The 11,241-nt window shown below is 68.5% G+C and carries 15 protein-coding genes; 11 read left to right on the forward strand and 4 right to left on the reverse strand.

Translation table 11 applies throughout. From position 1 onward, the window contains the following. A partial coding sequence (locus tag RTU05_RS14565) for a cation diffusion facilitator family transporter (RefSeq protein WP_312599074.1) occupies window positions 1–639 on the reverse strand: 639 nt, incomplete at its 3' end. A gap of 138 nt (window positions 640–777) precedes the next feature. Between RTU05_RS14565 and RTU05_RS14570 the strand changes: the two genes are divergently transcribed. The 11 genes from RTU05_RS14570 to RTU05_RS14620 all read left to right on the forward strand — a co-directional run bounded on the left by RTU05_RS14570 (window position 778) and on the right by RTU05_RS14620 (window position 9,526). Beyond that, complete coding sequence (locus tag RTU05_RS14570; protein ID WP_312599075.1) at window positions 778–1,578, forward strand: undecaprenyl-diphosphate phosphatase; 801 nt, start codon at window positions 778–780, stop codon at window positions 1,576–1,578. Between the two features lie 3 nt (window positions 1,579–1,581). Then, window positions 1,582–2,481 carry a class I SAM-dependent methyltransferase gene (locus RTU05_RS14575; protein ID WP_312599076.1) on the forward strand — a complete coding sequence of 300 codons (900 nt, stop codon included), beginning with the start codon at window positions 1,582–1,584 and terminating at the stop codon, window positions 2,479–2,481. Between the two features lie 142 nt (window positions 2,482–2,623). After that, on the forward strand, window positions 2,624–3,391 hold the full coding sequence (locus RTU05_RS14580) for a pseudouridine synthase (RefSeq protein WP_312599077.1): 768 nt from the start codon (window positions 2,624–2,626) through the stop codon (window positions 3,389–3,391). A gap of 63 nt (window positions 3,392–3,454) precedes the next feature. Next, window positions 3,455–3,703 (forward strand): hypothetical protein, encoded by a 249-nt coding sequence (locus tag RTU05_RS14585; RefSeq protein WP_312599078.1) that lies wholly within the window; start codon window positions 3,455–3,457, stop codon window positions 3,701–3,703. Continuing rightward, window positions 3,700–4,116, forward strand: coding sequence for a type II toxin-antitoxin system VapC family toxin (locus RTU05_RS14590; protein ID WP_312599079.1), 417 nt, complete (start codon window positions 3,700–3,702; stop codon window positions 4,114–4,116). Before RTU05_RS14585 ends, RTU05_RS14590 begins: the two co-directional genes overlap by 4 nt. Continuing rightward, window positions 4,113–4,754: a phosphoribosylanthranilate isomerase gene (locus RTU05_RS14595; RefSeq protein WP_312599080.1), complete on the forward strand. Its 642-nt coding sequence runs from the start codon at window positions 4,113–4,115 to the stop codon at window positions 4,752–4,754. The genes RTU05_RS14590 and RTU05_RS14595 overlap by 4 nt, the downstream gene beginning before the upstream one ends. A 71-nt stretch (window positions 4,755–4,825) precedes the next feature. Then, a complete protein-coding gene (gene trpB / locus RTU05_RS14600; RefSeq protein ID WP_312599086.1) occupies window positions 4,826–6,028 on the forward strand; it encodes a tryptophan synthase subunit beta in 1,203 nt (400 codons plus the stop codon). Beyond that, the gene (locus tag RTU05_RS14605) at window positions 6,028–6,504 is read left to right on the forward strand and encodes a hypothetical protein (RefSeq protein ID WP_312599087.1); all 477 of its coding nucleotides are present in this window, start codon (window positions 6,028–6,030) and stop codon (window positions 6,502–6,504) included. The genes trpB and RTU05_RS14605 overlap by 1 nt, the downstream gene beginning before the upstream one ends. Next, window positions 6,501–7,343 carry a tryptophan synthase subunit alpha gene (gene trpA, locus RTU05_RS14610; RefSeq protein ID WP_312599081.1) on the forward strand — a complete coding sequence of 281 codons (843 nt, stop codon included), beginning with the start codon at window positions 6,501–6,503 and terminating at the stop codon, window positions 7,341–7,343. Before RTU05_RS14605 ends, trpA begins: the two co-directional genes overlap by 4 nt. 10 nt (window positions 7,344–7,353) lie before the next feature. Further along, window positions 7,354–8,244: an acetyl-CoA carboxylase carboxyltransferase subunit beta gene (locus RTU05_RS14615; protein WP_312599082.1), complete on the forward strand. Its 891-nt coding sequence runs from the start codon at window positions 7,354–7,356 to the stop codon at window positions 8,242–8,244. 7 nt (window positions 8,245–8,251) lie between these two features. Then, window positions 8,252–9,526 (forward strand): folylpolyglutamate synthase/dihydrofolate synthase family protein, encoded by a 1,275-nt coding sequence (locus tag RTU05_RS14620; protein ID WP_312599083.1) that lies wholly within the window; start codon window positions 8,252–8,254, stop codon window positions 9,524–9,526. 217 nt (window positions 9,527–9,743) lie between these two features. Here the strand turns inward: RTU05_RS14620 and RTU05_RS14625 are convergent, their stop codons facing one another. The 3 genes from RTU05_RS14625 to RTU05_RS14635 all read right to left on the reverse strand — a co-directional run. Continuing rightward, window positions 9,744–9,935 carry a hypothetical protein gene (locus tag RTU05_RS14625; RefSeq protein ID WP_312599084.1) on the reverse strand — a complete coding sequence of 64 codons (192 nt, stop codon included), beginning with the start codon at window positions 9,933–9,935 and terminating at the stop codon, window positions 9,744–9,746. Between the two features lie 71 nt (window positions 9,936–10,006). Further along, window positions 10,007–10,342, reverse strand: a complete 336-nt coding sequence (trxA, locus tag RTU05_RS14630; RefSeq protein ID WP_087121042.1) for a thioredoxin — start codon at window positions 10,340–10,342, stop codon at window positions 10,007–10,009. Window positions 10,343–10,600: 258 nt separating this feature from the next. After that, window positions 10,601–11,241, reverse strand: a 641-nt coding sequence (locus RTU05_RS14635) for a PD-(D/E)XK nuclease family protein (protein ID WP_312599085.1), incomplete at its 5' end; no start/stop codon positions are given.

Raw genomic sequence — 11,241 nt, forward strand, 5'->3', positions numbered from 1 at the left:
CAGGTGGTCGGCGGCGGCCCGCAACATGCCGGTCGCCCCCCAGAACAGCCAGACGGCGACGACCACCCCGGCCGCCGCATCCAGCCCCGGCGCGCCCAGAAAGGCGCCCGACGCCACCCCGATCAGCACCACGGCGTTGGCCGCCAGATCGGCGGCGTAGTGGGCGCGGTCGCCGGCGACGGCGAGAGAACCGGTCTTCTTCAGCGCCCGGGTCTGCATCCACACCAGCCAGCCGGTGATGGCCATGGCCGCGACCATGACCCCCACGGCCCAGGCGCCGGCGGTGACCGGGCGGGGATCGAAGATGCGCTGCAGTCCCTCCCAGCCGATGAAGACGGCGGAGGCGAACACCAGCCCGGCCTGGACCAGGGCGGCCAGCGCCTCGCCCTTGCCGTGGCCGTAGCGGTGATCCTCGTCCGGCGGGGCGGCGGCCCAGCGCACGGCGAAGAAGGTGGTCAGGGACGCCGCCAGGTCCAGCGCCGAATCCGCCAGGCTGGCCAGGATGGAGACCGAGCCGGACGCCCCCAGGGCGAACGCCTTCAGCGCGATCAACACCACTGCGACCCCGACCGACAGCCGAGTGATGCGCCGCGTGGCGAGATGGGCGTCTTCGAGGGGGGCGGGGGCGGGCGTCGTCATTGTCGGCTTCTTCTCGCGCAATCGTGGCGGAAAGCCAACCGCCGGCCCAAACGGGTCGTTCCGTCCGAAACCATCATGCTCTAGGGGAAGACATCCGGGCGCGGCGCGTTCCGGGCGCTTTGGTTTTCGGGGTTTTCCATGTCGGACTGGTTGGCGGCCATCATCCTGGGTCTGGTCGAGGGGCTGACAGAGTTCATTCCCGTGTCCTCGACCGGCCATATGCTGCTGCTGGGCCATTTCATGGGCTTTCAGAGCGCGGGCAAGACGTTCGAGATCGTGATCCAGCTGGGCGCCCTGTTGGCCATCGTCAGCGTCTATTTCAAACGGCTGTGGACGCTGGCGACGCGCTGGCCGTTCGACCCCGAGGCGCGGCGGTTCCTGATCGGCCTGTTGGTCGCCTTCGCGCCTGCCGTGGTGATCGGCTTCCTGGCCTATGACTTCATCAAGGGGGTGCTGTTCGAAACGCCCCAGGTCATCTGCATCGCCCTGATCGTCGGCGGCGTGATCCTGCTGGCGCTGGACCGGATGGACAAGAAGCCGAAATGGCTGGACGCCGAGACCTATCCGATGCGGATCTATTTCCTGATCGGCCTGTTCCAGTGCCTGGCCATGATTCCCGGCGTGTCGCGATCCGGCGCCACCATCGCAGGCGGCCTCCTGCTGAAGACGGACAAGCGTTCGGCGGCCGAGTTCAGCTTCTTTCTGGCGCTTCCGACCATGGGGGCGGCGGTCGCCTATGACCTGCTGAAGAACCACAAGACGCTGGATTTCAGCGACGTGGGCCTGATCGCCGTGGGCTTCGTGGTGGCCTTCATTTCGGCCCTGGCGGTGGTGCGGTTCCTGCTGGACTTCGTGTCGCGTCGCGGCTTCGGCGTGTTCGCCTGGTGGCGGATCGTGGTCGGGGTCGTGGGGCTGGCGCTGCTGCAGATGGGGTTTTGAGGCATGACGACGCTTCTCTATGGCCGGCCGCCGGTCGTCTTCGACCCGCCAGGCGACGCCACCCAGACCTCGCCCCTGATCCCGGATTCGGCCGCGCTGGAGGCTCAGACGCCCGGTTCGGCCGATACGGTGATGATCTACGCCCCGCCCGGCGTGCTGGAGCGGCGCTATGTCCTGGCCCTGGCGCTGAAGGCGCTGAAGGTCGGCGGGCGGCTGGATGTCATGGCGCCCAAGGATAAGGGCGGGGCGCGCCTGGGCAAGGAGTTGAAGGCGTTCGGCCTGGAGGTCGCCGAGACGGCCAAGGCCCATCACCGCCGCTGCACCGTCATCCGCCCCGAAACGGTTCACGGGATCGAAGAGGCCGTGGCTGCGGGCGGGCCGCAGATCGTGCCGGGGCTGGAGGCTTGGTCCCAGCCCGGAATCTTCGCCTGGGACCGGATCGATCCGGGTTCGGCCCTGCTGGCCCAGCATCTGCCGCCGATGAAGGGCGAGGGCGTGGATCTGGGCTGCGGCTATGGGGCCCTGGCGACGGTCGTGTTGCGCTCGCCCGCCGTGATCAAGCTGAAGCTGGTCGATCTGGACCGCCGCGCCATCCGCGCCGCGCGCGAGAACATCACCGACAAACGGGCCAAGGTCTGGTGGTCGGACGCCCGCACCCTGGAGGCCAAGGGCGACAAGGACTTCGTGGTTTCCAATCCGCCCTTCCACGACGGCGGGGCCGAGGACCGGCGGCTGGGCCAGGCCTTCGTTCGCAAGGCCGCCGAGCTGCTGAAAAAGGGCGGCGTCGCCTGGATCGTGGCCAACCGGCACCTGCCCTATGAGGCGGAGTTGAATGCGGCGTTCAAGCGCGTGCGGCTGGTCGCGGAAGCGGGCGGCTACAAGCTGTTCGAGGCGGTGAAGTGAGCCGCTTACCCCCAAGCCGTCATCCTCGCCCTTGTGGCGAGGATTCATACGCCCGGTGTGTCCGCAGAGAATCCGACCGTCGACCACCGGGAGTCTGGATCCTAGGGACAAGCCCTAGGATGACGGGTGTGGGGATGAGCGCATGACCAAGACCCCCACCTCCCGCATCGACCGTCTGCTGGGGTCGATGGGCTATGGCTCGCGGGCCGAGATGGCGCGGATGGCCAAGGCGGGCGGGATCGTGCTGGACGGAGCGGACCTGACGGATGTGTCCAAGCGCATCCCGGTGACGCCCGACCTTCCGACCCGAATGGAGATCGACGGCGAGCCGCTGGACCCCGTGCAGGGCCTCGTCCTGATGCTGAACAAGCCGCTGGGCATGACCTGTTCGCACAAGGAGGAGGGGGCGCTGGTCTATGACATCCTGCCCGACCGCTGGCGTCGGCGCGATCCGGCCATATCGACCATCGGGCGGCTGGACAAACAGACCTCGGGCCTGCTGCTGCTGACCGACGACGGCGACCTGCTGCACCGGGTGATCAGTCCCAAACGCCATGTGGCCAAGGTTTACCGGGCGGGTCTGGCGCGGCCGCTGACCGGAACCGAGGGCGATCTGTTCGCCGCCGGCGAACTGGTGCTGGAGGGCGAGGACAAGCCGTTGGCGCCGGCGCGGCTGGAGGTCGCGACGCCGACCGAGGCCCTGCTGACGGTGACGGAGGGGCGCTATCACCAGGTGCGGCGCATGTTCGCCGCCGTCGGCAATCACGTCGAAACCCTGCATCGCGAGCGAATGGGCGGACTGGTCCTGCCGCCCGACCTGGCGTCCGGCGAATGGCGACTGCTGACGCCGGAAGAGGTCGCGTCGATCTTCGCGGAGCCGACGGGCGATGACCGTGCCGCGAAATCTTGAGGCGTTACATGCCTAAGGTAGCGGGGCTTTGTGGTCGGGTCGCGAACGCTATATGATGGCGGCATGAGCCATTACTCGGTGACAGAAGCACAGGCGGACCTGGCCCGCCTCATCGAGGCCGCCGAACGCGGCGAGTCGGTGGTCATCGACCGTCCCGATCCTGACGTCGAGGTGAAGATCGTGGCGCGGCGCATCCGCCCCGATGGGCCGAGCGATATCGAATGGCTGAGGGCCGTGCGCGTGCAGCCGCGTCGCGGACCGGTGAATACGGCGGCGGCTCTGGCTGAAATGAAGGAAGAACGCGGCCGGTGAGCGTCTATCTGGACGCCAGCGTCATCGTTCCCTTGTTCGTGCAAGAGAAGACGAGCGAGGCGGTGCTCGCCTGGATGGCGTCGGCCGATCGCGTCATCGTGTCAGACTGGGCGATCGCCGAGGTGTCGTCGGCCATGTCGCATCACGTCCGCCGTCGAAGCCTTGATCCTGATGAACGGGACTTGGCCGAGACCAGGTTCAATATCTGGTTGGATCGCGCGGCGGCGGTCCAAGAGGTCGAGCCGGAAGACGTGATGGCGTGTCGCTTCTTGCTGCACCGGCATCCGCGATTGCGGACGCCGGACGCCCTGCACCTGGCCATCGTGCAGCGGCTGAAATGCGACCTCGCTACCTATGACCATGATCTGGCAGACGCCGCGCGCCGAGACGCGGTAAGGGTGACCGCGCCATGACCGCGAAGATCAAGATCTGCGGCCTGACCACGCCGGACACCCTGGACGCCGCGCTGGACGGCGGGGCGGACTTCGTGGGGGCGGTGGTGTTTCCCAAGAGCCCGCGCCACATCGCGCCCGCGGCGGCGGCCGAGTTGTTCGAGCGGGCGCGCGGGCGGGCCGGGATCGTGGCGGTGACGGTCGATCCCGACGACGCCCTGCTGGACGAGATCGCGCGGACGCTGAGACCTGACTTCATTCAGCTGCATGGCTCCGAGACGCCGGCGCGGGCCGAGCAGATGCGGGCCTTGACCGCGGCGGGGGTCATAAAGGCCCTGCCCATCCGGCAGGCGGACGACTTCGCCGCCGCCGACGAATGGGATTATCACGCCGACCACCTGATGTTCGACGCCAGGCCGCCGGAGGGTTCGACGCTGCCCGGCGGTGTGGGTTGCAGCTTCGACTGGACCCTGCTGGCGGATCGGGCGTTCCGGCATCCCTGGTTCCTGGCGGGTGGTCTGAACCCGGACAATGTGGCCGAGGCGTTGCGGATCACAGGGGCGCCGATGGTGGACGTGTCCTCTGGCGTGGAAAGCGCGCCGGGTGTTAAGGACGCGGGCCGGATCGCCGCCTTCATCCGAAACGCGCGCCGGTCGTAATTACGACGCCTCCCCGCGTGAAAGTCGAACCCGTGAACGCTCAGACGCCTCTCAAAGCCGATTCCGCCCCGCTGGCGAACGCCTACGCCTGGCCTGACGCCAAGGGGCGGTTCGGCCCCTATGGCGGTCGGTTCGTGGCCGAGACCCTGATGCCGCTGATCCACGAGCTGGATGCGGCCTATACGGCGGCCAAGGCGGACCCGACCTTTCAGGCCGAGCTGGACAGCTTCCTGACCCACTATGTCGGCCGTGAAAGCCCGCTCTATTTCGCCGAGCGTCTGACCGAGCATTTCGGCGGCGCCAATATCTGGCTGAAGCGCGAGGACCTGAACCACACGGGCGCGCACAAGATCAACAACTGCATGGGCCAGATCCTGCTGGCGCGGCGCATGGGCAAGACGCGCATCATCGCCGAGACCGGCGCGGGCCAGCACGGCGTGGCCTCGGCCACCGTCGCTGCGCGCTTCGGCCTGCCCTGCACCGTCTATATGGGGGCGGTGGACGTGGAGCGGCAGCAGCCGAACGTCTTCCGCATGCGCCTGCTGGGGACCGAGGTCTTCCCCGTCACCGCCGGGGCCGCGACCCTGAAGGATGCGATGAACGAGGCGATGCGCGACTGGGTCACCAATGTCGCCGACACCTATTACATCATCGGCACGGCGGCGGGTCCGCATCCCTATCCGGCCATGGTGCGCGATTTCCAGTCGGTGATCGGCAAGGAGATCAAGGCCCAGTCCCGCGCCCAGATGGGCAAGCTGCCGGAGGCCGTCGTGGCCTGCATCGGCGGCGGATCGAACGCCATCGGCGCCTTCCATCCCTTCATCGAGGACGAGGGGGTGCGGCTGATCGGGATCGAGGCGGCGGGCTATGGCCTGGATACGCCCGATCACGCGGCGTCGCTGAAGGGCGGACGACCCGGCGTGCTGCACGGCAACCGGACGTACTTGCTTCAAGACGACGACGGCAACATCGTCGAGGGCCATTCGATCTCGGCGGGTCTGGACTATCCGGGCATCGGTCCGGAGCACGCCTGGCTGCACGACATCGGCCGCGCCGAATATCGGTCGGCGACGGACAATGAGGCGCTGGAGGCCTTCCAGCTGTGCTCGAAACTGGAAGGCATCATTCCGGCGCTGGAGCCGGCCCACGCCCTGGCCCGGACGGGCGAGATCGCAAAGGAAGTCGGCAAGGGCGGCGATGTCGTCCTGTTGATGTCGGGACGCGGCGACAAGGACATCTTCCAGGTCGCCAAACATCTGGGAGTGGAATTGTGATGCGTCTTCTGCTGGCCGCGAGCGCCGCGCTCGCCCTGTCCGCCCCCGCCGTCCAGGCGCAGAGCCAGGCTCAGGCGCCGGCCGCGCCTCAATCGACGCAGCAGGGCGGACCGGCCGATGTCGGCCTGCTGCCCGGCGCGGAACTGTCGGCCGACTGCGGCGGTCTGAACAATCTGGCGGGCCGCGCCTGGTGCGTCACGGCCCCGCTGGGTCAGATCGGCGCCTTGGCCGACGCCTATATCGCGGACCTGGCGTCCAAGACCTGGCTGGCGGCGGGCGGGGACGAGAACCGCGTGGTCTTCATCAAGCGCCGCGAGGCCGGCGGCTGCGACGGGATGCAGATGGTCGCCTTCTACGACACGACGAAGACCGCCGTCGCCGAACTGCCCGCCTATCTGGGCTTCGCCACCATTCCCGGCGATGTCTGCGCCGCGCAATCGGCCGCGCCCGCCGCCGCTGGAACCCCGTCGAAATGACCACCGCCCGTATCGACGCCCGTTTCGCCGCGCTGAAGGCCGAGGGCCGTGCGGCCTTCATCCCCTATGTGATGGGGGGCGATCCGTCGCGCGAGGAGGCGCTGGCGATCCTGAAGGGCCTGCCCGCAGCGGGCGCCGACATCATCGAACTGGGCTTTCCGTTCAGCGATCCGATGGCCGAGGGACCGCCGATCCAGAAGGCGGCGATCCGCGGGCTGGCGGCCGGGTTCGGCCTGCGCTCGACCATGGATCTGGCGCGCGAGTTCCGCAAGGGCGACGACGCCACGCCCATCGTGCTGATGGGCTATCTGAACCCGATCGAGAGCCTGGGCTATGACGCCTTCGCCGCCTATGCGGCCGATTGCGGGATCGACGGGCTGATCGTGGTGGACTGCCCGCCGGAAGAGGCCGGGCCGCTGGTTCAGGCGCTGGACAAGGTGTCGATCTCGCTGATCCGCCTGGCCACCCCGACGTCGGATGACGACCGGCTGAAGATCGTGGTCCAGGGCACGTCGGGCTTCGTCTATTATGTCGCCGTCGCGGGCGTGACCGGGGTCAAGGAGGCCGACGCCGATGTCGTGGCGCCCGCCGTTGCACGGGTACGGGCAGCGTCGGGTCTGCCGGTCGCGGTGGGCTTCGGCATCAAGACGCCGGAACGGGCCGCCGCCATCGCCAGGGTCGCCGATGCGGTCGTGGTCGGCTCGGCCCTGGTCGAGGAAGTCGCCGCCGCCGTCGCCGCGAACGAACCGGCCGCGCCGCGCGTTCTGGCCAAGGTGAAGCTGTTGGGCGACGCGGTTCGATCCGTCGCCGCTAGTGCTTCCGTGGCGGAAACCGTCTAAGAGCGCGCGGATGAACGACAAGACCAAGCCTCAGGAAAAGCGCGGCGGCTGGCTCAGCCGGTTTGCGCCCGGCGTGCGCAAGATCGTCTCGCGCCGCGACACCCCCGACAATCTGTGGGTCAAGGATCCCGACAGTGGCGAGATGCTGTATCGGTCGGACCTGGAGACCGCCCTGTGGGTCACGCCGTCGGGCCGCCATATGCGGATCGACGCGCCGACGCGGCTGAAGGCCACCTTCGACGGCGGCGTGTTCGAGACGGTCGACACCCCCGACGTGCCGGAAGATCCGCTGAAATTCTCGGACGGCAAGTCCTACAAGGACCGGCTGAACGCGGCGCGCAAGGCGGCGGGCCGCAAGGACACCATGGCCATCGGCGTCGGCCCCGTCGGAGGCCAGATGGCCGTGGTGATCGTTCAGGACTTCACCTTCATGGGCGGGTCGCTGGGCATGGCGGCGGGCGAGGCCTTCATCAAGGCGGCGCGCGAGGCCGTGGCCCGCAAGGTTCCGCTGGTCTGTTTCACCGCAGCCGGCGGCGCGCGGATGCAGGAAGGCGCCCTGTCGTTGATGCAGATGGCGCGCACCACCCTGGCCATCGAAGAGCTGAAACAGGCGAAACTGCCCTATGCCGTGGTCCTGACGGACCCGACGACGGGCGGGGTGACGGCCTCCTACGCCATGCTGGGCGATGTGCATCTGGCGGAACCGGGCGCCCTGATCGGCTTCGCCGGTCCGCGCGTGATCGAGGCCACCATTCGCGAGAAACTGCCGCCGGGCTTCCAGCGCGCCGAATATCTGCAGGAAAAGGGCATGGTCGATCAGGTGGTGGCGCGCGCCGAACTGCCGCGCGTGCTGGGTCAGATTCTGTCGATGTTGATGGGCGGAACCCGTCAGGCGGCCTGACCGGCCGATGGACCCCGTCTCCGAACGCCTGCGCGCGCGGCATCCGCAGCGGATCGACCTGTCGCTGGATCGGATGAAGGCCCTGTGCGCGGCCCTGGGCGATCCGCAACTGCGTCTGCCGCCGGTGATCCATGTGGCGGGAACCAACGGCAAGGGTTCGACCGTGTCGATGATCCGCGCCATCGCCGAGGCGGCGGGGCTGAAGGTTCACGCCTACACCTCGCCCCATCTGGTGCGGTTCAACGAGCGTATCCGGCTGGCCGGGACGCTGATCGAAGATGATCAACTGAACGCCATCCTCGATCGGATCGAGGCCGTGTCCGGTGAGGCGACCGTGTTCGAAAGCACGACCGCCGCCGCCTTCGTCGCCATGTCCGAAACCCCCGCCGACCTGGCCATCATCGAGGTGGGGCTGGGCGGGGTGCTGGATGCGACCAATGTGATCGAACGCCCGCTGCTCAGCGTGATCGCGCCGGTCGATTACGACCATGCCGAGTTCCTGGGAACCGACCTGGCGGGCATCGCGGCGGAGAAGGCCGGGGTGTTGAAGCCGGGCGCGCCGGGCGTGATCGCCCGCCAGCAGGAGGTCGCCATGGCCGCCATCGAACGGGCGGCGCAGGTGGTTCATGCGCCCCTGACCGTCATGGGCGTGGACTTCGACGCCTGGGCCGAGCGGGGCGGACTGGCGTTTCAGGATCAGGAACGGTTTCTGGACCTGCCCGCGCCGGGTCTGGCGGGCGCGCACCAGATCGACAATGCGGGCGTGGCCATCGCGGCGGCGCTGGAGCTGGATTTGCCGGAAGCCGCCATCGCCGAGGGGCTGAAAGCCGTGCGCTGGCCCGCGCGGCTGCAACGGATTTCGGTTGGTCCCTATGGCGAGGCGGCCAGGGCGGCCGACGCCGAACTGTGGCTGGACGGGGGGCACAACCCCCATGCCGCGCGGGCGTTGGCGATGTTTCTGGCGGAGCGTCAGGCGCGGGCGCCGCGCCCCCTGGCCCTGATCTGCGGCATGCTGGCCAACAAGGATGCGGGTGGTTTCTTCGCCGCCCTGAAGGACAGCCACGCCACAGTCTTCACCGTCGGCTTTGACGGCGCCGCGGCGGACCCGGCGGCGCTGGCCGCCGTGGCGCGCGGACATGGCCTGGCCGCGACGCCCGCCGGATCGGTCGATGAGGCGTTGAAGCTGGCGCTGCGTCTGGGCGCCGGCCGTGTCGGCATCTGCGGGTCGCTGTATCTGGCCGGCGAAGTGCTGGGCGCCAGCCGCGAAACCTGGCCGCACTAGGCTGAGGCCAATCGACATTCATCCGACCAAAATCCCCGAACGTCATTCCGGGGCTGAGCGAAGCGAAGAACCCGGAACCCAGGGCTGCGGCGCCGTTGCTGGACGTACTGGGCGCCAGATTGCGAACCTCCTGGGTTCCGGGTTCGTCCTACGGACGCCCCGGAATGACGGTTTGAAGATGGATGTTGATTGAGCTTGGGCTGAGGTTCAGCCTAATCTATTTGCTCATCCACGGACGGGACTTGCCCGCGGCGATCCGGGCGTTCTGTTCACGCTGGAAACGGCCGCCGCGCAGCGGTTTCGGACGGGCGTCCAGCTTGGCGGTCTTCAGGCGCAGAGCCTTCTGGACCGGGGTTTCGCCCGGAATGTCGTCAGTCGCCGCAGGATCGGTGATGTGTTCGTCGCTCATGGCGACACCCTAGCATGAAAACGCCCGCCGGTCGGAACCGGCGGGCGTTTGATCTTCTACGGGGCGAAGGATCAGGCGTCGGTCTTGACGCCGGCTTCGGCCAGCCATTCGACGATCTTGCCCTTGGGCATGGCGCCGACCTTCATCGAGGTCATCTGGCCGTCCTTGAACAACATCAGGGTGGGGATGCCCTTCACGCCCAGCTTGGACGGGGTCATGGGGCTGTCGTCGATGTTGATCTTGGCGACGGTGACCTGGCCGCCCAGTTCGTCGGCGATCTGCTCCAGCGCCGGGCCGATCTGCTTGCAGGGGCCGCACCATTCGGCCCAGAAATCCACCAGAACGGGGGTCGAGGCTTTCAGGACGTCGGCGTCAAAGCTTTCGTCGGTGACTTTCACAGTCGCCATGAAGGGCTCCTTGGGGCGCTGTCGCTGGGGCTGAGGGCCTGGCGGGTTGCGCGCGAATAGAGGTTGTCCGGAAGCGTCCGGGTTCGGTCACAGATGTGGGAGCGAATCGCGGGCAATTCAACTCCTGCCGTCACGGCCGCTCTCCCTCCGTCATCCTCGGGCTCGACCCGAGGATCGGATGGTCCGTCGCTCGTGCGAAGACGGCGACGCACAGCCCGACCGGCGCCCGGTCCTCGGGTCGAGCCCGGGGATGACGGGTTAGGGAATGAGCGCTGCCTCCAGCATCGCCTGCGGGATGGGCATCAGCTTGGGGCCGTCGGTCCAGACCAGAGCCGCCTCGACCGGGCGGTCGGGATACAGGCGTTTCAACACCGCGACATAGACGGCCGCCTGCAGCACATAGGCCGGGTCGACAGCGTCTATGGTGTCGGGCGCCGGGCGGTTGGTCTTGTAATCCACGACCAGAACCCGTTCGGGCGTGACCACCAGCCGGTCGATGCGGCCGTTGATCGACACGCTGGAGGGCAGGCCGGGCCCTGAATCAGTCAATGGGCCGGTCAGAGCGACCTCGGCGCGGGAGCCGGGGCCGAAGACGGGGGCGAACCGGGCGTCGTCCAGCACCGAGAAGGCGGCGGCGATCATCTCGGCGCGCTGGGCCGCGTCCAGATCGACCTCTCGCGACAGCAGGCGGGCGGCGGCGTCGGGGCGGTCGGCGGGGGCGATGTCGGGCAGGCGTTCCAAGAGGCGGTGGATCAGGTCGCCGCGCCGGAACCGGCCCAGCGACGCGCCGCCCGCCTCGGTCTTGGCCAGCGGGGAGGGGGCGGGAATGCGGATGGCGGCGCCCTCCATCCGCGACGGCGAGGCGAAGCGGGCGGCGGCGTCGGCCGGGGGCGGCGCAG

Origin of the sequence: Brevundimonas sp., assembly GCF_032017145.1 — a bacterium.
Classification (GTDB): Bacteria; Pseudomonadota; Alphaproteobacteria; order Caulobacterales; family Caulobacteraceae; genus Brevundimonas.